This is a genomic window from Exiguobacterium sp. SH0S7, assembly GCF_004337195.1.
Lineage (GTDB): Bacteria > Bacillota > Bacilli > Exiguobacteriales > Exiguobacteriaceae > Exiguobacterium > Exiguobacterium aurantiacum_A.
In genome coordinates this window covers 82,167-104,035 of record NZ_SJVA01000006.1, presented here as the reverse complement: position 1 = coordinate 104,035, position 21,869 = coordinate 82,167, and the positions used below count along the sequence as shown (strand labels likewise).

Genomic DNA, 21,869 nt, shown 5'->3' with positions numbered 1-21,869 from the left:
TTAGCGACGGTTTACAAACTTTTGCCAGACTTGATCGAACGATTGGAAGCTGCTACGACTAGCACGCGACCCGTCCGCATTTAAAATCTCAACGTCCCGCTTTTGGTTGGCATACATCATATACCCTTTAAACAACATCCATGCCACCACAATTCCGATTAACGCCCAAATATTCGACAAAATCGTGATGATCCCGATCACGGCGAGCAAGCCGTAACCGATTTTTGCGCCGACATGTGTCACGGCCATGAATCTGACTCCAGCCCAAAGTGCTAAGAGCGCCCCCAAACCAAACATGATCATATTTGGTAAAAAGCCGATTAGGACGAGAACTAGAGAGATTGCCGCCACGATGAACAACACTTGCTTCACTTGGCGATTCATCTGTCATCCCTCCTCATTAAGTACACTCTTATCATAATACGCCATTTAAAAGATGGCGACGAGCGGAAGGCTTGTTTTCCCTCGGTCTGTAGACTGAGATGATAGCGTTATCAGAAAATGTGGTACAGTGAATGTATCGAACAATGAAAGGATGATGTTTTATGAGCACCTTACAAACAGCCGTATACACCTTGTCAGCCAACAGGAGGGCAGTTGTCCTCCACAATTAAAAGGAGGATTCGATTTGGATCACACAACAACGGGGCGTGTCACGGCACAGTTCCAACATATGTACACCGTAACGACAGCGGACGCTGCTTTCACATGCGGGATATCGGGCAAATTTCGCCACGAGGCGATGAGCGAGCGCGACTATCCGGTCATCGGCGACTTCGTCGAGTTCACGGTTCGCGAGCACGGTCAAGGTACGGTTCGACGTCTCCTTGAACGACGGACTGTTCTTTCACGGACAGCCGCCGGCAACGAGACGCGCGAACAACTGATCTGCGCGAACGTCGACTATATTTTAATCACGATGGCGGTCGGTCACGACTTCAACCTGCGCCGGCTCGAGCGTTACTCGCTCGCCGCCTGGGAGACGGGGGCGACACCGCTTATCGTCTTAACGAAGGCTGATCAAGTACCTGATGTGGCCCCACTCGTTCAAGACATCCAACTGACGACGCCAGGAATTGACGTCTTCCCGGTCAGCTCGATCACCGGCGACGGGGTCGAGGCATTGCGAACTGCGCTGCCGAGCGGGAGCACGCTCGTCCTCGTCGGTTCGTCCGGTGTCGGGAAGTCGACGCTGACAAACGCGCTTGCCGGGAAAACACTCGCCGAGACGCAAGCCGTCCGCGAAAGCGACGAGCGCGGCAAGCATACGACGACGCACCGCGAACTATTCCGCGTCGACGACTTCTTCATCATCGACACGCCCGGCATGCGTGAGTTCGGTCTTTGGGACGGCGCCGATCATCTCGACGACACGTTCAGCGATATCGAGGAGTTGTCAGAACGATGCCGGTTCCGTGACTGCTCGCATCAAGCCGAACCCGGTTGTGCCGTTCGCGACGCGATTGCGACCGGTGCGCTCGATAAAAAACGGTATGCGAGTTACGTCAAACTCGAACGCGAGCTGCGTTACGCTGAAAAACGCCAAGCCGAAGCGGCACGACTAGCAGAAAAGAAACAGCGCAAAACAAAAGCATGAAATCAAAGGAGTTGCGGAATATCCGCGACTCTTTTTGTTTTCGTTTATGATTAGTACCAAATGTTAAGACCAATTCTACATATATGAACAATCGTTCAGAAATAATTGCGTCCATAGCAGGTAAAACGCTCGAAAGTAAGCGGTTTCTTCGATACAATGTAGTCGATTGTGACAGACAAAAAATCGTACGCACACAGGGAGAGAGTTATGAAAACATTGAACGAACGCGCACTCGAGATGCATGCTTTGCACCACGGTAAATTGGAAACGACACCAAAAGTCGACGTCGACACGACAGAAGCGCTCAGCCTCGCCTACTCACCGGGCGTCGCCGAACCGTGCCGCCGAATCGCCGACAATAAAGAGCTGTCCTATGAATATACGTTGCGCGCCAACACTGTCGCCGTCGTCTCGGACGGAAGCGCCGTACTCGGTCTCGGCAACATCGGTCCGGAAGCAGCGTTGCCGGTCATGGAAGGCAAGGCCGTCCTGTTCAAAAGTTTCGCCGGGGTCGATGCGTTCCCGATTTGTTTAGACACACACAACGTCGATGAGATCGTGCGGACGGTCGAACTGCTCGCCCCGACGTTCGGCGCCGTCAACTTAGAAGACATCAAGGCACCCGAATGTTTTGAGATCGAGGCCCGGTTGAAGCAGACGCTCCCGATCCCGGTCTTCCACGACGATCAACACGGGACGGCCATCGTCGTCTTGGCCGGCCTCGTCAACGCACTCCGTTTAGTCGACAAAGCGATGCCTGAACTGCGTGTCGTCATGAACGGAGCCGGGGCCGCCGGAATCGCCATCGCCAAGCTGCTCAAGCGCTTCGGCGTAAAGGACCTCGTCATCTGTGATACGAAAGGTGCGATCTATGAAGGACGCGCCGACGGCATGAACCCGTTCAAAGACCAGATCGCCAAGGCGACGAACCGGAAGCTCCACGTCGGCACGCTCTCAGACGTGCTCGAGGGGGCCGACGTCTTCATCGGTGTCTCGGCCGCAGGTGCCGTCACCGAGGACATGGTCCGCTCGATGGCCACAGATTCGATCATCTTCGCCCTCGCGAACCCGGTGCCGGAGATTATGCCGGACCGCGCGACTTCCGCAGGGGCCCGCATCGTCGCGACCGGTCGCTCGGACTTCGCCAACCAAGTGAACAACGTCCTCGCCTTCCCCGGTATTTTCCGTGGGGCGCTCGACGTCCGGGCGTCAGAGATCAACGAAGAGATGAAAGAAGCGGCCGTCCATGCGATTGCCGACTTGTTGACAGAGGACGATCTCGCGAACGGCATCGTCATCCCGAGCCCGTTCGACGAGCGGGTCGCACCGGCCGTCGCAATCGCCGTCGCGAAGACTGCTGTCGAGACAGGTGTCGCCAACCGTCCGCTCGACGAGGACGCCATTCGCCGCCACGTACGTGATAAGCGGCTATAACACGAAAAACTGCGCAGACCATAACGGTCTGCGCAGTTTTTTAGACTGTACCTTGTAAGATTCCTTCCGCCCACTCGACTTCTTCCGTCGTCGGTGGTTTGATGCCTTTTAACGGATAGTCGAGGCCGAGCGCCTCCCATTTATAGACGCCCATCTCATGATACGGCAAGATTTCGACTTTCTCGACGTGGTCGAGTTTTTGAATGAACGCCGCCGTGCGCCGGAGCGACCCTTCGTCAAGCGTCCATTCCGGGACAAGGACGTGGCGAATCCACATTTTCGTTCCGCGCTCGGATAAGTGTTCAGCAAGCGCGAGCGTGTTGGCGTTGCTCCGTCCTGTCAGTTTCTTGCACATGTCGTCATCGATGTGTTTAATATCGAGCAAGACGAGGTCGGTATGGTCTAAGATGGCGTCAAGGTTAGGGGGACGGAGTGCACCCGACGTATCGAGCGTCGTGTGGAGCCCATGTTTTTTCGCTTCACGCAACAGCGCTTCTAAAAACTCTGGCTGCGCGAGCGGATCGCCCCCTGAAATTGTAATGCCGCCTTTTGATGCTTCCATGAACGGACGATAGCTGAGCGCTTCTTGAATGACGTCCTCGGCCGAACGATGGTTATTCTTTTTAAAATCCCACGTATCAGCGTTGTGGCAATACAAGCAGCGAAGCGCACAACCTTGCAAAAAGACGATAAAACGAATTCCCGGGCCGTCAACGGTTCCAAACGATTCGACCGAGTGTACATATCCCATTGTCATCGAGATGACCTCCTAACGAATGAGCGGCCTTCAAGCGAAGGCCGCCAAGCCTTTACTTATAATGAACCGTGGAACGTCCGGTTGATGACGTCGATCTGTTGCTCGCGTGTCAACTTGATGAAGTTGACGGCGTAACCTGATACGCGGATCGTGAGCTGCGGATACTCTTCTGGATGTTCCATGGCGTCGAGCAACGTCTCACGGTTGAAGACGTTGACGTTCAAGTGGTGACCTTTGTGCTCGCCACCCATATAGCCGTCAAGAAGTGCCGCCAAGTTAAGTTCACGTGCGACGTCTTCTTTACCGAGTGCTTTCGGTACGATCGAGAACGTGTATGAGATACCGTCTTGCGCATGTTCGAACGGAAGTTTAGCGACTGACGAGAGCGACGCTGCCGCTCCTTTCGTATCGCGTCCGTGCATCGGGTTCGCACCCGGTGCGAACGGCTCACCAGCACGACGGCCGTCCGGTGTATTTCCTGTTTTCTTGCCGTAGACGACGTTCGACGTGATCGTCAAGACCGATTGCGTATGAAGCGCGTCGCGGTACGTTTTGTGTTTTCGGACTTTTTCCATGAACGATTTCGTAAGTTCGACAGCGATCGCGTCGACACGGTCATCGTTGTTCCCGAATTTCGGGAAGTCGCCTTCTGTTTCAAAGTCGACGGCGATGCCGAATTCATTTCGGACCGGTTTGACCGTCGCATATTTGATTGCTGACAAGCTGTCCGCCGTCACCGAAAGGCCAGCGATACCACAAGCCATCGTCCGTAAGATTTCAGGGTCGTGGAGCGCCATTTCAATCCGTTCGTATGCATATTTATCATGCATGAAGTGAATGACGTTGAGTGTGTTGACGTAAAGCTCTGCGAGCCAGTCGAGCGTCCGGTCGAAGTCAGCGTACACTTTGTCGTACGTGAGGACGTCTTCTGTGTTCATGTCCCAAGCCGGAGCGATTTGATCGCCGCTCTTCTCATCGCGTCCACCGTTCATGCTGTAGAGGAGTGCTTTCGCCATATTGGCACGGGCCCCGAAGAACTGCATCTGTTTGCCGATCTTCATCGGTGACACACAGCAGGCGATGCCGTAATCGTCACCAAACTCTGGAAGCATGAGGTCGTCGTTCTCGTATTGGATCGCCGACGTCTCAATTGACATCTTCGCGCAATATTGTTTGAATCCTTCCGGTAATTTCGTCGACCAAAGTACCGTCAAGTTCGGTTCTGGTGCCGGGCCGAGGTTTGTGAGCGAGTGAAGGAAACGGAACGAGCTCTTCGTGACGTTCGAACGGCCATCCTCACTCATCCCACCGATTGATTCCGTGACCCACGTTGGATCTCCAGAGAACAATTCGTTATAGTCAGGCGTCCGCAAGAATTTGACGATGCGGAGTTTCATGATGAAGTGATCGACGATTTCTTGGACGTCTGACTCTGTCAAACGGCCCGCCGCCATGTCACGCTCAGCGTACACGTCAAGGAATGTCGATACGCGTCCGAGAGACATCGCCGCACCGTTTTGTTCTTTGACAGCTGCAAGGTAAGCGAGATATACCCATTGATAGGCTTCTTGCGTCGTTTCAGCCGGGCGACCGAGGTCGAATCCGTAAGCAGCGCCGAGTTGTTTCAATTCTTGAAGGGCACGAAGCTGTTCAGACATCTCTTCCCGCGTCCGAATGTCTGCTTCCGAGAGGAAACCGCCATTGTTCGCCAAATCTTTTTTACGCTCGGCAATCAAGAAGTCTAAACCGTACAAGGCAACGCGACGGTAGTCACCGATGATCCGACCACGTCCGTATGCGTCTGGGAGACCTGTGATGATCCCTGACTTACGTGCTGCCCGCATCTCTGGTGTGTAGGCATCGAAAACACCTTGGTTGTGTGTTTTACGAATGTCTGAATAGATTTTTGTGATTTCAGGATTTGGTTCGAAGCCGTATGACTCGAGCGCGGCGTCGACCATGCGAATGCCGCCGTTCGGATGAATCGAGCGTTTGAACGGTTCGTCCGTTTGGACACCGACGACTTTTTCAAGGTCTTTATTTAAGTACCCAGGTCCGTGTGAGATGATTGTCGACGGCGTGTTTTGATCGACATCCCAAACGCCCCCGCGTTCCCGTTCTTCTTTCGTCAATTCCATCACTTGTCCCCAAAGACGATTCGTCGCCTCTGTCGGTCCGACTAAGAAACGGTCATCCCCTGTATACTCGTGGCGGTTCAAGCGGATAAATTCACCGACATTCACTTCGTTCGTCCACTGTCCAGGAACAAATCCTGACCAGGCTGATTTAATTTCAGTTGCCATTATGGTCACTCCTCATAGTTGAGATAACTGCCTGATTCCTTATAATATGAGTGTACGTGAAAACGTGAACAATATGTTTTACATTCTTGTGAAAGTTGTAACAATCTCATGAACATTGGTGTTATGCCGTTTTTGTAAGCGCTATTTTATCTGTTATAGTCATTTTTTAACTTACATAGAAACAGACGAATCCCTGTCCGTTCACGTTCTTGTTAATCCTGTATTATCTTTAAAGAGTTGTGAAAAATCATACAGTTTTTGTAGTGACTTAACTCACAGGTTCGGGATAGAACTTGAATTTTTGCCTTATATCGAGCACAATGGAAGCAGAACATTGTAGAAGAGGAAGGGGTTCTTCCCATGACGTATGAACCATTAACAGCCGAGCATAACTTAAAAGCCGGTGACCGCATCTCCCTTAAAGTCGAAGAGGCTGGAGACAAGCGCGACGGATTTATCACAGAATTTGAAGAAAAAGGCTTTTGGATTCGCTTTGATGACGATATCGAGAATGAAGATTTCATTGATTTCCGTGACCATTTAATCGTCGCACTCGTGTCGCGTCCAATCGACGTCGCGACGACGTATCCAGAACTAAACGCCTATTCAAAATTGCTTAAAGAATTGGAATACCGCGTGTATCAAGGCTTCACGGTCGAAGGTGTCGAAGCCTCGCCTGAGCACATCGACGTGCACATCAAACTCGTCGAGGACGGACAAGTGTACACACAGACGCTCCGTTCATCAATTGACCAAGACACTGAACATGTTCGCTATATTTGAACCAGGGAGCGCTTATGCTTCCTTTGTTTTTGCCCAACGATAAGGAGAACTGATATGAACTTTACAAAACCATTCATTAACGAAGCCTGGGAACGCCTTGGCTTTAACGAACCGATGCCGGTCCAAGCGGAAGCGTTCCCGCCCCTTTTAGAAGGAAAAGACGTCACGATTGAAGCGCCGACAGGAACAGGTAAGACACTCGCTTATCTTTTACCCGCTATTGAAAAAATCGATGCCTCGAACGACCGGATCCAAGTCGTCATCGTCGCACCGACGCGCGAACTCGTCATGCAGATCCAAACGGTGGCGCAACGTTTCACCGAAAAAGGTGACGTCCGGATCGCCTCGTTCATCGGCGGCGTCGAACTGAAGCGCCAAATCGATCGCTTGAAGAAAAAACCGCATTTGATCGTCGGGACACCAGGACGTCTCGTTGAATTGATCGAGAAGAAAAAACTCAAACTGCACGAAACGCATACGATCGTGCTCGATGAAGCCGATCAAATCATCGACAGCGGATTGACGGAAGCGGCCGAGCGCATCATCAACCATACGGCGCACGAGCATCAAATCTCACTCGTCTCGGCGACATTGACGGACACGCTTCAAGCATGGGCTGCCCCGTTCTTGAAAGAACCGATTCACGTGAAGGTCGAACGGACTGTCAGTGCTCAAGTGACGTACGGCTATATGTTGACGACACGTCGCTATAAGCCAGAACTGCTTCGTCGCCTGTCACACGTCGATGGCGTCAAAGTGCTCGCCTTTATTAACAACCGCTCGTTCTTACCGCCGCTCAAAGGTGAGCTCGATAAGATGAAAGTGAACTATCGCATGCTCGATAGCTTGAAAGGGAAACGTGCCCGCGTCGAGACGCTCCGCGAATTCCGTAAAGGCGAATATCCGCTCCTCATCACGACGGGTCTCGCAGCGCGCGGACTCGACATCGATGAAGTGACGCACGTCGTTCATTTCGATTTACCTGAATCGACCGATGACTTCATCCACCGCTCTGGACGGACCGCTCGCGGTAACGCGGCCGGGACGGTCCTCTCGATCGTGACTCCGGAAGATTTGACGCACTTGAAATCGTTCGCCCGCCAGCTCGGTGTCGAATTGAAAGAGCTTGAGATTTACCGTGGCGAAGTCATCGAGAAACGGATCGAAGACAAACCGCCGGTCGTCAAACGTCCTGCAGACAAGCGAGGACCACGGCGATGAAAAAAGACCGGAAAGTAATTCCCTTCCCTTTGCTCGTCGAAGAGTCCGAATTGCTGGCCGAACTGAAAAAGTTATACGAGCAAGCGGCACTCGCACGCAGCACGCAGTGGACGAACTATATCCAAGAGATCGCTTCGGAAGGCACGTGGCACTTGAAAGACGCCGAACTGTTCCGCGATTTGTTCATCGATTGGGGCGTCTTCTTTGAGACGGATGAGGATGGGATGACACCGCATGGCCGCTATTTGGCGGACCACAAAGCTGACATGTCACCTGCTCTCTATCATGCCTTGCGCGGTCTCGCCGTCCCCCGGTGCTCTGTGTTTGAAGTGACCGAAGACGGCTTACGTGATTGGGAGACGAAAGAGACGTACAAGGTAATGCTACCGGAAGTACGCGAACCAGGCGACGTCATGCTCGGCAAGCTGCTCGACATCCGTGGCAGCTGGCGCTTCGGGTCGGCCTTCCTCGCACTTCCAGCGAAGATGGCTGGCAACGTAGCAGATCTGTACATCGACTTCATGGATGAGGTCGGTCCAGGTGCGTTCCTCGATCAATTCCCTGAGTTTTGCGCGGAACTGATCGATATGTTGCTTGATTTAGAAGAAGGGGTCATCATTCCAAAACCTTCCAAGTAAAAAAGAGGCAGCTCTCGCGCTGCCTCTTTTTTAATAGACATAATATTGGAATGAGTCGGGATTGACCTCTTTCCCTGTCACGGTCGCCTCTGAGACGAGGTCGGCTTCGTCATAGACATCGACTTCTGCCCCGTCTTTTGTCGGACTCACATGGTAAAGCAATCCATCGTAATAACTTGCTGTCCCGACTTCGCCTTGAATGATTGTCCGTGACGTTTCGGTTAACGTTTTTAAGTCGATACTCGTCTCCGTCCCATCGGCGAGAAGGGCCTGATACGTATCCCCGAATACGCTAGTTGCAATCGCTTCTTGCTCAACATCTAATGAAACGACCCGATTTTCTTCGACGTCGTAGACGTATAAGCCAGATAAAGACATATGTTCTGAATACGCTTCACCATCTTCTGCCTCGACCGTCTCTAAGCGTGTCGCTTGAATCGGGATGTAGCGATTGTCTTTCCCGATTGTCGTTCGCTGACCATCACCTAACGCGAATCCCCACGTTTCACCCATCACGTATTCAATGAGCACACCATCACGTGCGATTTTTTTCGTGTCAATCGTTGTTGTCGCTACGTCGAGCACTGCTACATGCTGATTCGTCAGTTCATAGTTTTCGTTATACACGATATGAACAGTACCGTCATAAACAAACATTCCGCCCCATCCACTGTCGACAATCGACTGTACGTTAGGAAACTCTGTCCGTTCGACCATATTCCCGTCTTTCGATTGCAATAATACGAGCGTGTCTTGGCCTTTTTGTCCGATAGCCACATAGCCGTCTTCCGTTTTAATTTGTTGCGCATAATTAAGTTGCTTTAAAGCACGAGCGAACGAGCGGTCTTGTCCCCCGATATCGCTTCGATATTGCATGACTTCGTCAATATAACTTCCATTGACAAATCGACTCCCATCAATAGACACCTCTACATCTTGACCCGATCGATCCATATCAGTAGCCGAGAGGCGTACCGCGCGATTTTTCCATACGGCCTCGTTCGAATCGACGTGTAACATCCAGTCGTCCTGGTTTTGTTCCCCACTGACGGCATATGTACCGATTCCCGCTACGATGATTGCGCCTAAAGCTACGATATTCAGTATACGTCTCATATCACTTCACCTCACACACTTATTTTTTTTTGTAAGTACTGTCGCGCAATTATCGTCAATGTCGCAACGCTGAAGAGAAACCCTATAACGAGGATGAGTGCGAGCTCATCCATAAACAAATATTGTTCAATGACATAAAAGATGGTTGACGGAATCGCGAGGACGCCTCCGATGAGCGCGATGGACACGAGCGGAGAAAAGATTGTTCGTTGCCATAAGCTCCGTTCCACCAATACGAACGTGAAGACTGTTAAGACGACGAAAGCGATAAGCATCACATGGATGATAAAATTGACGAATGATGTCGGATATAAAAGGGAGAACACATCTAATTGTCGAATGTCTGCGAACGTATCTTGTTGTCGTATCCCCTGTCCGTCCAACCATGTCGTGAAAATCTGATATTCGATAACGAGCGCGAACCATTGCACGGCAATCAGCCCTAAAATCATCATCATGACCGTGATGAATTTCGAGATGAACAGTTGAATCCGTTTCGTGGGTAACGTCAGTAAGCGCATCATGAACGTGCCACGGCCCCAAAATTCTCGATACCAAATCCAGCCACTGAAGACGAGCATCACGATGAGTCCAATCCCAATCGATAAAATGTAAGGAGTGCTCATGAGATAGGAATGAAACACTACCAACAAGCTTTGACCTTCACGTCTGTATTCTTCATTCAGTACTGTATTCCGCCATATAAACACGGCCAACCAACCGAATTGAATCGTCATCAATACCCCTAGCAACAACCCGTACATCTTTTTGACGCGATCGAGTTCCCAGCCAATCAATTTCAATAGATTCATGCCCCGTACTCCTCTCTCATGACATCGACGATCGATTTCCCGTGGATGAAGCGGACGTCCTCGACGTCGAATTCACGGACGATCCGTCCCCGGTTCAACATGACAGCTTTGTCGACCAAATACTCGATGTCGTCAATCTCGTGCGTCGTGATCAAGACACCGCGGTCTTCCATGATGTCACTCGAAAACAGCTCGACGATTTGCTCTTTTGAAAACACATCGATACCTGAGAACGGTTCGTCGAGTAGCAAGTAGTCCGGGTCTTGGGCGATGCCGAGCGCCAAATTGACCTTGGCGAGCGTCCCTTTCGACAGTTCACTCAACTTGTCTTCTGGAAACAGTTTGAACTCGTCGACGAGTCTAGCGAACAACTTCGTGTCGAACTTCGGATAAAAATCGCGCATGAACGCTTCGCACTGCTCGATCGAAAAGTGGATCGGAAACGTCGAATGGTCCGGTACGAACGCGACGTTGTTCAAATCGATCGGCTTGCCGTCAATCAAAACGTTGCCTTGGTCAAACGGGGTCAGCCCCATGATGCCTTTTAAAATCGTCGACTTGCCGGTCCCGTTCAGACCGATGAGGCATGTGATCTCGCCTTTATTAGCCGTGAACGACACATCTTCGATGACTTGTTTTTTGCGGTAACGCTTCTTAACTCCCAGTACCTCGATCATCGAGATTCCCCTCCCCGTATTGCCGTTTGATTTTGCTGACGAGCTCGTCCATCGTGACGTCGAGCTCTTGAATCGATTCGACGAAGACAGCGACCGCCTCATCGACGAGTTCGGTCCGAATTCGTTTCAATACGTGGTCGTCCGTCGTCACCCGACTTGGACGATTGCGTTCGGTCGTGATCAATTGCTGTTCCTCCATTTCCTTGAACGCCTTTTGGACGGTGTTCGGATTGATTTTCAGTTCGGTCGCGAGCTCTCGCCGCGACGGCATTTCTTCGCCCGCCTTCAACTCGCCTAGCGCCATCTTCTTTTTGAAGTAGTCGACGACTTGGATGTAGACGGGGGATCTCGTGTTAAATTGAATGATCATGTTGTCACCTCTCTAAGTGTATGATGCGACTAATACACTATCTGACTGTATTATTACCGTAATACACTTGACTGTCAATAATAATTTCCCAAAACAATCCAAAACAAAAGACGCATCCTCATTGATTAGGATACGTCAGTTTGATGAGCGGACGATATAGTCGGCTCGTATCACTGGATTGACCGTCTTGATGTAGTGCGCTTCACCCGGCCAGTAGCGGCGCTCATATTTGGCGAGCCGTGCCGCTAAATCGCCGATATACGTATCGCGATTTAGCACACGCTCGTAACGCGTCTCGCGTGGACAGTCAAGATAAACGATGTAGTCGAAATACGACCGCCACTCGTCCCGCAATAAGAAGATGCCTTCAATCAACACGAGCGCATTCGGAGCCACATCGATCGTCCGCATGACAATCGCGTCCTCGTCTCGCTCGTAGTATGGCAACGTCAGACGCGTCTCACCTCGGGACAACGGCTCGAACAACATCTTCACGAGCAGATCGACGTCCCATTGGAGCGCATAGTATTCCACCGCCTCAGGCTGCCCCGTCTCATAGCGCCGATGCCGTTCGACGATGAAGTCATCAATATGTAGAAGCAGTTCGTTCGGCGCGATACCACTCAATTGTTCGACGAGCGTCGTCTTCCCGGCCCCGCTCAAGCCGTCGATCGCGACGATGAACGGTCGGTCGTGGACACGGTTAGCGTATGCTTCACGAATCACTTCCTGTAACGTCTCCATACGTTCTCCCCCAAATCAAAAAAGTCAGCCCTAGAGGCTGACTTCAGTTTACCAGAGCACCCAACCTTTCGCTCCCGGAGGCGCGCTTTCAATCAAGTGCCAAATCGGAACCGTGTAGGCGAATGCGATCAAGACGAACGTGACCGTGATCCAGAGCTTCCAGTTCTCAAAGAACCGTGGCGTCTCCATTGCCGCCTCTTCCGTTTCTGCGAGTGGGAACTCTTCCTCACCTTTTGGTGCGAGGAATGACAAGTTGAACATCGAATATACGAAGATGAGCACCGAGACGAGAAGGATCGTCCCGCCGATTGCCATCGCCATATGGTACGGGATCCATTCACGCGTCAACGCGTCTGAGAAATACGTCGCCGGACCGGTCCGACGCGGGTTACCTTGAAGGCCTGAGATGTGCATCGCATACGACATGATCGACATCCCGAACGCCCACGTCCCCGTCTGAATCAAACCGAGACGGTTCATTGATTTCGTGAGTGTACGTCCGCGTAGTACCGGTACGAGCCAATAGGCAGTTCCAAAGAACGTCAAGGCGACGGCCGTTCCGACCGTGATATGGAAGTGACCGGTGACCCAAAGCGTGTTGTGGACCATCGCGTTCAATTGGTGCGACGCGTTGATGATACCGCCGGCACCAGCCGGAATGAAGAACAACATCCCGACGAACGGGGCGAGGAAACGCACATCGCCGTACGGCATCTTTTTGACCCAACCGAACAGACCGCGTGCTCCGAGAGCGCGTCCCCGCAGCTCGAACGTCGCGAACAGCGAGAACGCCGTCATGAACGACGGAATGACGACGAGGAACGTCAAGATGACTTGGACGAACTTCCAAAACGGATCAATCCCCGGCTCTGTCAACTGGTGGTGGAAACCGACCGGGAACGAGAACAAGAGGAACAACAAGAACGCCATCCGCGCGAGCGCGTCCGAGAAGATCTTCCCACCGATGACTTTCGGCACGACCGTATACCAGACGATATAGGCCGGCATGAGCCAGAAGTAAACGAGCGGGTGACCGAAGTACCAGAACAACGTCCGGCTCAATTCAATCCCGACCGTGTCTTTCCATCCGAGCGAGAGCGGGAGCAGTTGGAACAAAATCGTCCCGGCAACACCGAGTGTCGCGATGACCCAGAGCAACATCGTCATGATACTCATGTACGCTGGGAGTGGCGGATGGACGCCAGGGTGTTCCCGTTTATAGTCCGCATACATGCGGAACATCGCGAACGCCGAGAACCATGTACCGACGACGAAGAGAACGAGACCGACATAGAAGATCGGGTCGGCCATGAGCGGAGCGTAGAACGTGTAAAGTACAGTCGCTTTATTGGCGAGCACCATGATCGTCACGAGTACCGCCCCGGCGATGATCATCCAAAAACCGAGCCAAGCGACACGTGTCGGGAACGATTCAAACCGTCCGAACGACTTGGCGAGCAGCGCGTAAAGTAAGCCGATGATAAACATCGTCGTAAAGACGAGACCGAGCATGATACCGTGGGCCGTCAACAATTGATAGTAACCGAATACTTCCGGAATGATTCCTGTACGAATGAGCGTCTGCATGAGTCCCGCGATCGCTCCAATCAAGACGGCGAGTACCGAGACGACAACGTGGGCATAGGCGAGGCGCGCTTCTTTCACACCGATGCTCGGCACCGGCACGCCGCGCTCCATTTCCCACTGTTTCAGTTTTGAGGCTACGTCGTTCATTTAGTCCACCACCTTAATTTTTGTCGACATCATGTGATGTCCCGTACCGCAATATTCGTTACAGAGGATTAAAAATTCGCCCGCTTCTTCAAACGTATACGTGAGCGAGTTGATATGTCCCGGTACGACCATCATGTTGACCGGTGTCCCCGTCAACTGGAAACCGTGGACGACGTCCGGTGACGTGACGAGAAACGTCACTTTCGCACCTTTCGGGATTTCAACGTTACCCGGTGTGAACGTGAACGCCTGCGCGACCATGACGAGTTCGTATTCGTTATCACCAATTTTATTAAGTCCAGGTTTATCGAACGGCGCCGTCTGATGCACTTTCGCCGGGTCGATCAAATCGGCGTCCGATGCGGGCTGGTTGCCGGCCGCAAACGCCGAAATGCCGAGCACTGTCAAAAACACGCCTAATAGAACGATGCCAAAGATCAACCAATATTTTTCAAGCTTATGAATATGCATGTTTGTTTTCTCCTTTTGACGTTATCGTGTAACAAATAAATAAAAGACCGACGACCACATGGCGATGATGACACCCGCGACGATCATGACCGATGTAAACGTGCCTTTCAGATTCGGTTCTTGTCCACCGTTCTTATCCACGTGAAGGACCCCTTTCGCTATAATTTCCTCTTTCATTGTATGAAATTAACCCCGACTTAATATGTGACTTTTATCACTCCAAAAGTGACAATCACATCAATTTTGCGTAGTTTCCACACATAAAATTCACAATTGACCAAATCAAGACGACAAAAAAACCGCCTCACTAAGAGACGGTTCCTCATTATAATCGGCAAATCCCGGCCGGACAGCCTTCACAGTGGCACAGCTCTTTTAAGAAATCGATATCATGCAAGACGATCGAGTTTCCCGTCGTTGTCAGGACGCCTTCTTTTCGCCACTGGTTCATCATCCGGTTGACGGTCTCACGCGGTGCCCCGATCAGTTGACCGAGCTCCCCATCGGAAGGATGTCGTGAGATGACGACCGCGTCATCTTCCTCCACGCCGTGCATGGCCGCCATCCGAAGCAACGTCGAAGCGAGCGCTCCCGGCTTTCCGTACAATAGCAAATCACGCAGTTTCATCTCTGAATGCTTACGCATCATCGACGTCCAGCGCAGCACGTCACCGGCAAATTTGGCGTCGTGCTGCATGATGGTCTCGATGTCTTTCTTTGAAATAACGCCAATGACACTTTCTTCCGTCGTCTCGATGCTGTAAGAACTCGGGAACGTGTCGACGATATCAAACTCACCAAAAAAATCGTCGGCGCCATATAAGAACATGACGATTGGATTCCCTTTTTTCGTGATCTTCGTGAATTTGACAGATCCGCTCTTCAAATAAAAGAATTTATCACACTTCTCACCTTCCCAACAGACGATGCTAGCCTTCGGGTAGTCTTGAGGTGTCATCATTTCGAGCAATAACTGTTTCGTCTCCGCTGAAAAGATAAAGCTGTTCGGTTCGGTCGTCCCACATTTCGTAGACATGTTCGTCTGCTCCCTCCACAATTCATTCGTGCCTGGAATGTCTCGTACGTTTCATTTATGGCTTTATTATACAGTAGCGTGAGCACCCTGATCACAAAAGTATGTGACATTTCAAACAATCTTCTATTTTTCAATTCGTTCTCATAAAAAAAAGACTGTAGAAAGTCTACAGTCTCAGATCAGTCTCAGCGATAGACGAGACGGATCAGCTTCTCCGCACCTTTAAAGTTTGGATAACGAATCGGCACATCAAATTTTGTCGTGTTGCGTAATATTGATTTGGCATGGCTGAACGCCTCAAAGCTATAGCGTCCGTGATAAGCCCCCATCCCACTCTCCCCGACACCGCCAAATGGCAAGTTCGGGTTCGTCAAATGCATGAGGACATCGTTGACACAACCGCCGCCGAATGTCAGATGCTTGAGCACCGTCTGTTCGACAGCTTTCGTTTCCGTGAACAAATAGAGCGCGAGCGGATGCGGACGGTCGGACACAAACTCGATCGCCTCATCGAGTTGACGATACGTCAGCACCGGCAAAATCGGTCCGAAAATCTCGTCTTTCATGACAGCAGCCCCATCATGAATATCCGTCATGACGGTCGGGGCGATTTTCAAACTTTCCCGCTCCGTCGCTCCCCCGAAGAAGACGTCCCCTTGACTCAAATAACTCGTCAACCGATCAAAATGAGACTCGCTGACGATCCGGGTGAACCGTTCTGTCCCGATTCCGTTCCCAAACATCAGGAACGCTTCCCGCTTGATTGCTTCAAGAAACGCATCACGTTTCGACTCGTGGACGAGCACGTAGTCCGGGGCGACACATGTCTGACCGGCGTTCATCCATTTCCCCCACGCAATCCGTTTCGCCGCAATGTTAATATTGGCATCTTCATGGACGATGGCCGGTGACTTCCCACCTAGTTCGAGCGTGACCGGCGTCAATTGCTTGGCCGCAGCCTCCATGACGATTTTTCCGACTTGGGTCGAACCGGTAAAGAAGATATGATCCCATTTTTGCGCGAGCAAAGCTTGAGCGACGTCTTTATCCCCTTCGATACTGACGACGTAACGATCGGTGAACGCCCGTTCGAGCACTTTCGTCATTACTTGGGCCACGTTCGGCGTCAATTCCGACGGTTTCACGACAGCCGTGTTCCCGGCCGCGATTGCTCCGATGAGCGGTGCGATCGCCAATTGGAACGGATAATTCCAAGGCGCGATAATGAGAACGGTGCCGTACGGTTCATACATGACTTCACTTTTTGTCCCGAGGTGGATCGCTGCACCGCGGACACGTTTCGGGCGCATCCAACGCTTCAACTCTCGATTCGTCCGACTGATCTCGTCGTAAATAAAGCCGATCTCCGTCGTGAACGCATCGAGCTCTGATTTATTTAAATCTGTTTTTAACGCTTCAATAATTTCCGTTTCATGATGTTTGATCGATTCTTTCAAAAACGTCAACATACTGAGACGGAATGCGAGCGATTTGGTCGCTTGCGTCTTAAAGAAACGACGTTGCTTACTGATGAGCTCTTCGATCGTCAACTGTTCGATTGGTGCGAGCATAAATCTGCCTCCCTTTGAGTGATAACGCTGTCTTTATCTTATCACTATCCAATCAGACCCGACCATTTTGAACGTTCAGCCGTTGCTGCTTGATACGTGCCCATCTCACTCGGTCTTGTTTGAAACGACACGTTTCCTTGTCTGCTCGATCACAATCAAAAGCAGGCCCGCTAGCAGCAAAACAATCCCGGTCAGCGTGAATTTCTGCGTTAACGAGACGGACAGCCACCCTAAGAGAGCCGAACCCACGACCGTACCGAGCGAGAAGAACGCATAGAAGTAGCCGTATGATTTGCCGCGATTGGCACTGTTCGTCGCTTTGATCAACATCGTGTTGATGGCCGGGAACAAAATAGCGAAGCCGACGCCATAACAGCCGAGCACGAGATAGAGCAGATTTGCGCTACCCGACAAACCGATCAGAATTTGACTAATCCCAAGGATGCCGATCCCGAGCGCAGCCAAGCGCGCCGGTTCGAACCGGTCGAAGATACGGTTCGTCGGCAAGACGAACACGAGGACGGCAGCAACGCCAAACGTGCTGAGCAACGTCCCGCTGAGCCGTGAGTCGTAACCGAGCGCTTGCACGTAAAGCGGTAATAAATAAGCGAGCGCTCCTTGCGAGAACATTAATAAAAACGCCCCGACATACGCTTTGACGACGTCACGCTCTAGCGTTTTCGAGCCAACCACTTCGCGCCGGTCCTCATGTTTAACAGCGAATCGCAACCGCTTTAACACGACGAGGGCAAGCAAAGCCACAAGCACGCCATACGCCGCCACGTACGTAAATACGACCGGGACCGATGTGCGGCTGGCCATGATGCCGCTGAACGCTGGTCCTAGAATCGCTGCCAACCCGACGAAGCTCCCGGTGAGCGCCACTTTTTTCCCTTGTCGATTGGCCGCGGTCAAGTTCGCGGATAGCGTAAACGCAGCCGGTACAATCAAGCCGGCCACGAATCCGTGAACGACACGCACCACCAATAACATCGAAGCATCATCGACAAGGCGATACATGAGCAGACTCGCACTCGATAACACTAAACCGACGAGTAAGATTCGGAACGGACCGAACTTGTCCGTCCAAACGCCAGACAAAATGTTTCCGAACGTGTTCGACAATGAATAGATGGCAATGACGACACCGGCGATGAACGGCGTCGCACCGACTGAGGTCGCGAACGTGCTCATGACGGGAAGTTGGGCAAACAGATCAAAAAACGCAAAAAAGACGATACTATAAATCACAAAAGCGGATGGTTTATTCACGGAATTCTCTCCTTAGCTCAGCACCTCCACGGACACTGAGTTTTCAGCTTCAGTCTAGCTTGCCGGTTCCGCTTTGTATAGACACGTTGGCACACTGACACAAAAAGTCCCTACAAACGTTGCGTCTGTAGGGACTTATGATTTAGTTCGTCACTTCGACTGCTGTGTCGAGGGCGACACGAATCATCTCGTCGAACGTCGATTGACGCTCTTCTGATGTCGTCTCTTCACCCGTCAACAAGTGGTCAGAGATCGTGAGGATCGTCAAGGCGTTGACTTTATGTTTCGCCGCGAGCGTGTAAAGGCCGGCTGCTTCCATCTCGATTGCGAGGCAACCGAAGTCCGCCCACTTTTTGAAGTGGTGGAAGTCATCTTGGTAGAACTGGTCGGCCGTGAAGATTTGACCGACTTTGACCGGGATGCCCGCTTTCTCCGCGTTCATATACGCACGATGTAGGAGGTCGAACGTCGCTGTCGGTGCGTAGTCCATGCCATCGAACCGGACACGGTTTTGTCCCATCTCACTCGATGCGCTCATCGCGATGACAACGTCACGCACTTTGACGTCTTCTTGAATCCCGCCGGCTGTACCGACACGAATCAAGTTTTTAGCACCGTACGACATGATCAATTCGTTGACGTAAATCGACATCGACGGCACACCCATACCTGTCCCTTGAACAGAGATGCGTTTGCCTTTATACGTACCTGTGAAACCGTACATGCCACGCACTTCGTTATACAGTTCGACATCCTCTAAGAACGTCTCAGCGATGTATTTCGCGCGCAACGGATCTCCTGGAAGTAATACCGTTTCTGCGATTTGTCCTTCTTTTGCCCCAATGTGTACACTCATGATAAAATTCCTCCTTTAAAGTTGTCGTTGGTAGTCTTCCCGATATTCGTTCGGGGTAACACCAACTTGTTTTTTAAAGACTTTTCGGAAGTATTTGTCGTCCGAAAAACCAACCGCTTGGGCGACTTCATAAATACGTTGTCTACTTGTTTCAAGGAGACGCTTGGCTTCGAGCATGCGGATCGACAGCAAGTACTCGGATAAGTTGACGCCATACTGCTGCTTAAAACGACGCGATATGTATTCGCGGCTCAAGTAAAAGCGCTCGCTCATCCCTTGCAAGCTGAGCTCTTCCGCATAATGACGCTCGATAAACGCACCGATTTGGAAGATTGGGTCTTCCTCGGCTGGACAGACGTCCGCGAGGGCACGTTCGAGCGTATCGTTCAACACGTCCGGATCAATCGGTTTCAGTAAGTAATCGAAGCTGCCGAGCTGAATCGCGCGCCGCATATACGAATACTCATCGTACCCGGTCAACACGATCAGCTTTACCGACTCCACCTCTTGATGCACCCATTCCATCAACTCAATCCCGTTGCAGCGCGGCATTTGAATATCCGATAAAACCAAGGCCGGGCGCTCTTTCGTGATAATCCGTTTCGCTTCTTCGCCGTCGCTCGCTTCGAACACTTTCGTGACGCCGAGACGTTCCCACTCCCCAAGCAATTTGACCGCTTCCCGTACCGGCGACTCATCGTCGACGATCAATACTTTCGTCATGACGCACCCGCCTCCTTCACGGCCGGGAAACGCATGACGATGCGGAATCCGCCGGTCTCTGGTGTAGCCAACATAAACTCAGCCTCCCGATTATAGTTTAACATGAGTCGATCGCGAATGTTCTTTAAACCGGTGCCTTCCGCACCATGAATCGGTCCTGTCGACCGTTCGATCCGTTGTTGCAGGGCGTTCAGCTCAAAGTCCGAGATCGCTCGCCCGCTGTTCTCACAACGGATGATGAGGTCGGCTCCCGTTTGACGGATGTTTAAGCAGAATCGATTGGCCGCCGTCGCCCCGTCCCGCTCAAACCCATGTTTGAAAAAGTTCTCCGCGAGCGGTTGGAGGATCATCTTCGGAACGATCAAGTCGAGCAACGCGTCCGGGACGTCGACCTCGACGTCGAACTGATCGGGGAAGCGGACCTGTTGGAGCCGAACGTACGAATTGAGATGCTCGACTTCGCGCTTGAGCGTCACCATCGACTCGTCCGGGTGCATCGTGTACCGCATCATCGAGGATAACTGTGTGATTAAGCGATAAACCGTTTTACCGTCCCCTTTTAGGGCGAGCGTCCCGATCGACTGCAGCGCATTGAATAAAAAATGCGGGTTCGTTTGTGCCTGCAGGGCGCGCAGTTCGTTCGTCCGATTTTCGAGTGCCAACCGATATTCGCGCTGAATCAAGTCATCGATCCGTTCGATCATCCGTTTGAACTGCCGACCAAGGACGCCGAACTCATCATTTCCCAGGGAATCGAACGAAACGGTCATGTCCCCTTGCTCGATTCGCCAAATGTTCGACGTGAGCGTTTTAATCGGCGTCGTCAAACGCATCGATGCGTATGTCGCCCCGATCAACGCTAAAACGAGCGAAACCATCCCGACGACGAAGATGATGAATGACGTCCGGGATGCCGGTTCAATCAACAACCGATCCGGAATCGATTTCCCGACATAAAACGTTTGATTTTCAAACTCGAACGATTTAATGATCCGATGATGTTTCCCGTCGACCGACATCGACTTCGCCGCCACAGTGTCCGGGATGTCCTCGTCCCCGAGCTTGGCAAACACTTGATTGTTCCCGCCGATGAACCAAAGGCTTTCCTCCGGATTGTTTTGCAACGACGCGAGTTGTCCGACAAACACGTCTTCCGGTATATCGATCGAGAGAATCGCGAGCGGTTTATCCGTCTCGATCTTGTCGAGCCGGAAATGAAGCGTCACGACCTCTTCTGCCGAGACGATCGGTCCAAAGTCATGGTACGGGACGAGCGGATGCGACGCCTCGAGCAAGACACGGCTCTCTTCATACTTCAGCAATTGTTGTTGAATCGCACTCGGTTGTTTTTTCGAACGTGGTGACACTTTCATTTTATAGGCGGCGAACGAGTCCATGTCTTCAAGCATGAGCAATTGAATCTGTGCGACATCCTCCCGTGATAAGTACATACCAAGGAGTGCCCGCCGAACTTCAAGCTCCGTCTGCTCGAGTGACAGCCCGGGACCGTATTCAAGAATGTCGAGGACGTCCCGATTGGCGTATAGGCTCGTCGGCAGGCGGCTCAAGTCAGAGATGTAGCGTTCGATCTGCAACGTCCCGCGCTCGAGCGACCAGTCCGTGAGCTCGAGACCGCGCTCTCGTTCCCGGTCTTTGACGTACCAAAATGATATGACGGTCGCTAAAATAACCGGAACGATGATCGTCAATGCGATCATCCCGGTCAATTTCGTACGGATGCTCCTCACCGACAC

At 51.7% G+C, this 21,869-nt stretch carries 22 protein-coding genes; 5 read left to right on the top strand and 17 right to left on the bottom strand.

What is annotated here, in order from left to right; genetic code table 11:
- Positions 1-384, bottom strand: a complete 384-nt coding sequence (locus EVJ22_RS10835) for a lmo0954 family membrane protein (RefSeq protein WP_016508398.1) — start codon at positions 382-384, stop codon at positions 1-3.
- Positions 385-628: 244 nt separating this feature from the next.
- Between EVJ22_RS10835 and rsgA the strand changes: the two genes are divergently transcribed.
- Both rsgA and EVJ22_RS10825 read left to right on the top strand, forming a co-directional pair.
- On the top strand, positions 629-1,597 hold the full coding sequence (rsgA, locus tag EVJ22_RS10830; RefSeq protein WP_233589686.1) for a ribosome small subunit-dependent GTPase A: 969 nt from the start codon (positions 629-631) through the stop codon (positions 1,595-1,597).
- A 207-nt stretch (positions 1,598-1,804) separates the two neighbouring features.
- The gene (locus EVJ22_RS10825; RefSeq protein ID WP_131443914.1) at positions 1,805-3,031 is read left to right on the top strand and encodes an NAD(P)-dependent malic enzyme; all 1,227 of its coding nucleotides are present in this window, start codon (positions 1,805-1,807) and stop codon (positions 3,029-3,031) included.
- 40 nt (positions 3,032-3,071) lie between these two features.
- On the opposite strand, the gene pflA is transcribed toward EVJ22_RS10825, so the two are convergent.
- On the bottom strand, positions 3,072-3,788 hold the full coding sequence (pflA, locus tag EVJ22_RS10820; protein WP_131443913.1) for a pyruvate formate-lyase-activating protein: 717 nt from the start codon (positions 3,786-3,788) through the stop codon (positions 3,072-3,074).
- 56 nt (positions 3,789-3,844) lie between these two features.
- Complete coding sequence (gene pflB / locus EVJ22_RS10815; protein ID WP_131443912.1) at positions 3,845-6,091, bottom strand: formate C-acetyltransferase; 2,247 nt, start codon at positions 6,089-6,091, stop codon at positions 3,845-3,847.
- A gap of 360 nt (positions 6,092-6,451) precedes the next feature.
- On the opposite strand from pflB, the gene EVJ22_RS10810 reads away from it, so the two are divergent.
- The 3 genes from EVJ22_RS10810 to EVJ22_RS10800 are packed head-to-tail and all read left to right on the top strand — an operon-like array spanning position 6,452 to position 8,733.
- The gene (locus tag EVJ22_RS10810; RefSeq protein WP_131443911.1) at positions 6,452-6,874 is read left to right on the top strand and encodes a hypothetical protein; all 423 of its coding nucleotides are present in this window, start codon (positions 6,452-6,454) and stop codon (positions 6,872-6,874) included.
- Positions 6,875-6,928: 54 nt separating this feature from the next.
- Positions 6,929-8,095 carry a DEAD/DEAH box helicase gene (locus EVJ22_RS10805; RefSeq protein WP_071399146.1) on the top strand — a complete coding sequence of 389 codons (1,167 nt, stop codon included), beginning with the start codon at positions 6,929-6,931 and terminating at the stop codon, positions 8,093-8,095.
- Positions 8,092-8,733 carry a hypothetical protein gene (locus EVJ22_RS10800; protein ID WP_131443910.1) on the top strand — a complete coding sequence of 214 codons (642 nt, stop codon included), beginning with the start codon at positions 8,092-8,094 and terminating at the stop codon, positions 8,731-8,733. Before EVJ22_RS10805 ends, EVJ22_RS10800 begins: the two co-directional genes overlap by 4 nt.
- A gap of 30 nt (positions 8,734-8,763) precedes the next feature.
- On the opposite strand, the gene EVJ22_RS10795 is transcribed toward EVJ22_RS10800, so the two are convergent.
- The 14 genes from EVJ22_RS10795 to EVJ22_RS10730 all read right to left on the bottom strand — a co-directional run bounded on the left by EVJ22_RS10795 (position 8,764) and on the right by EVJ22_RS10730 (position 21,863).
- Positions 8,764-9,849, bottom strand: coding sequence for a hypothetical protein (locus EVJ22_RS10795; RefSeq protein ID WP_131443909.1), 1,086 nt, complete (start codon positions 9,847-9,849; stop codon positions 8,764-8,766).
- An 11-nt stretch (positions 9,850-9,860) separates the two neighbouring features.
- A complete protein-coding gene (locus EVJ22_RS10790) occupies positions 9,861-10,661 on the bottom strand; it encodes a hypothetical protein (protein WP_131443908.1) in 801 nt (266 codons plus the stop codon).
- On the bottom strand, positions 10,658-11,338 hold the full coding sequence (locus EVJ22_RS10785; protein WP_131441121.1) for an ATP-binding cassette domain-containing protein: 681 nt from the start codon (positions 11,336-11,338) through the stop codon (positions 10,658-10,660). The genes EVJ22_RS10790 and EVJ22_RS10785 overlap by 4 nt, the downstream gene beginning before the upstream one ends.
- Positions 11,316-11,708: a GntR family transcriptional regulator gene (locus tag EVJ22_RS10780; protein WP_070328901.1), complete on the bottom strand. Its 393-nt coding sequence runs from the start codon at positions 11,706-11,708 to the stop codon at positions 11,316-11,318. Before EVJ22_RS10780 ends, EVJ22_RS10785 begins: the two co-directional genes overlap by 23 nt.
- Before the next feature lie 135 nt (positions 11,709-11,843).
- On the bottom strand, positions 11,844-12,452 hold the full coding sequence (locus tag EVJ22_RS10775) for a kinase (protein ID WP_070328900.1): 609 nt from the start codon (positions 12,450-12,452) through the stop codon (positions 11,844-11,846).
- A 48-nt stretch (positions 12,453-12,500) separates the two neighbouring features.
- A complete protein-coding gene (locus EVJ22_RS10770; RefSeq protein ID WP_070328899.1) occupies positions 12,501-14,186 on the bottom strand; it encodes a b(o/a)3-type cytochrome-c oxidase subunit 1 in 1,686 nt (561 codons plus the stop codon).
- On the bottom strand, positions 14,187-14,657 hold the full coding sequence (locus EVJ22_RS10765; protein ID WP_071399140.1) for a cytochrome c oxidase subunit II: 471 nt from the start codon (positions 14,655-14,657) through the stop codon (positions 14,187-14,189).
- A gap of 21 nt (positions 14,658-14,678) precedes the next feature.
- Entirely contained in the window at positions 14,679-14,798 is a 120-nt protein-coding gene (locus EVJ22_RS10760) for a cytochrome c oxidase subunit 2A (RefSeq protein WP_233589685.1), read from the bottom strand.
- A gap of 184 nt (positions 14,799-14,982) precedes the next feature.
- The gene (locus EVJ22_RS10755) at positions 14,983-15,693 is read right to left on the bottom strand and encodes a Crp/Fnr family transcriptional regulator (protein ID WP_131443907.1); all 711 of its coding nucleotides are present in this window, start codon (positions 15,691-15,693) and stop codon (positions 14,983-14,985) included.
- 185 nt (positions 15,694-15,878) lie between these two features.
- Positions 15,879-17,264 (bottom strand): aldehyde dehydrogenase, encoded by a 1,386-nt coding sequence (locus tag EVJ22_RS10750; RefSeq protein WP_131443906.1) that lies wholly within the window; start codon positions 17,262-17,264, stop codon positions 15,879-15,881.
- 105 nt (positions 17,265-17,369) lie between these two features.
- On the bottom strand, positions 17,370-18,536 hold the full coding sequence (locus EVJ22_RS10745) for an MFS transporter (RefSeq protein ID WP_131443905.1): 1,167 nt from the start codon (positions 18,534-18,536) through the stop codon (positions 17,370-17,372).
- A 142-nt stretch (positions 18,537-18,678) separates the two neighbouring features.
- Positions 18,679-19,392 (bottom strand): purine-nucleoside phosphorylase, encoded by a 714-nt coding sequence (gene deoD, locus EVJ22_RS10740; protein ID WP_016508372.1) that lies wholly within the window; start codon positions 19,390-19,392, stop codon positions 18,679-18,681.
- A 15-nt stretch (positions 19,393-19,407) separates the two neighbouring features.
- On the bottom strand, positions 19,408-20,115 hold the full coding sequence (locus EVJ22_RS10735) for a response regulator transcription factor (RefSeq protein WP_070328894.1): 708 nt from the start codon (positions 20,113-20,115) through the stop codon (positions 19,408-19,410).
- Positions 20,112-21,863 carry a sensor histidine kinase gene (locus tag EVJ22_RS10730; RefSeq protein WP_070328893.1) on the bottom strand — a complete coding sequence of 584 codons (1,752 nt, stop codon included), beginning with the start codon at positions 21,861-21,863 and terminating at the stop codon, positions 20,112-20,114. Before EVJ22_RS10730 ends, EVJ22_RS10735 begins: the two co-directional genes overlap by 4 nt.
- Between the last annotated feature and the right edge of the window lie 6 nt (positions 21,864-21,869).

Coding starts and splice junctions, on each gene's coding strand:
- EVJ22_RS10790 (WP_131443908.1), bottom strand. CDS start 10,661: ATGAATCTATTGAAATTGATTGGCTGGGAACTCGATCGCGTCAAAAAG.
- EVJ22_RS10835 (WP_016508398.1), bottom strand. CDS start 384: ATGAATCGCCAAGTGAAGCAAGTGTTGTTCATCGTGGCGGCAATCTCT.
- deoD (WP_016508372.1), bottom strand. CDS start 19,392: ATGAGTGTACACATTGGGGCAAAAGAAGGACAAATCGCAGAAACGGTA.
- pflB (WP_131443912.1), bottom strand. CDS start 6,091: ATGGCAACTGAAATTAAATCAGCCTGGTCAGGATTTGTTCCTGGACAG.
- EVJ22_RS10800 (WP_131443910.1), top strand. CDS start 8,092: ATGAAAAAAGACCGGAAAGTAATTCCCTTCCCTTTGCTCGTCGAAGAG.
- EVJ22_RS10810 (WP_131443911.1), top strand. CDS start 6,452: ATGACGTATGAACCATTAACAGCCGAGCATAACTTAAAAGCCGGTGAC.
- EVJ22_RS10755 (WP_131443907.1), bottom strand. CDS start 15,693: ATGTCTACGAAATGTGGGACGACCGAACCGAACAGCTTTATCTTTTCA.
- EVJ22_RS10775 (WP_070328900.1), bottom strand. CDS start 12,452: ATGGAGACGTTACAGGAAGTGATTCGTGAAGCATACGCTAACCGTGTC.
- EVJ22_RS10795 (WP_131443909.1), bottom strand. CDS start 9,849: ATGAGACGTATACTGAATATCGTAGCTTTAGGCGCAATCATCGTAGCG.
- EVJ22_RS10735 (WP_070328894.1), bottom strand. CDS start 20,115: ATGACGAAAGTATTGATCGTCGACGATGAGTCGCCGGTACGGGAAGCG.
- EVJ22_RS10770 (WP_070328899.1), bottom strand. CDS start 14,186: ATGAACGACGTAGCCTCAAAACTGAAACAGTGGGAAATGGAGCGCGGC.
- EVJ22_RS10780 (WP_070328901.1), bottom strand. CDS start 11,708: ATGATCATTCAATTTAACACGAGATCCCCCGTCTACATCCAAGTCGTC.
- EVJ22_RS10805 (WP_071399146.1), top strand. CDS start 6,929: ATGAACTTTACAAAACCATTCATTAACGAAGCCTGGGAACGCCTTGGC.
- EVJ22_RS10825 (WP_131443914.1), top strand. CDS start 1,805: ATGAAAACATTGAACGAACGCGCACTCGAGATGCATGCTTTGCACCAC.
- EVJ22_RS10785 (WP_131441121.1), bottom strand. CDS start 11,338: ATGATCGAGGTACTGGGAGTTAAGAAGCGTTACCGCAAAAAACAAGTC.
- EVJ22_RS10765 (WP_071399140.1), bottom strand. CDS start 14,657: ATGCATATTCATAAGCTTGAAAAATATTGGTTGATCTTTGGCATCGTT.
- pflA (WP_131443913.1), bottom strand. CDS start 3,788: ATGACAATGGGATATGTACACTCGGTCGAATCGTTTGGAACCGTTGAC.
- EVJ22_RS10750 (WP_131443906.1), bottom strand. CDS start 17,264: ATGCTCGCACCAATCGAACAGTTGACGATCGAAGAGCTCATCAGTAAG.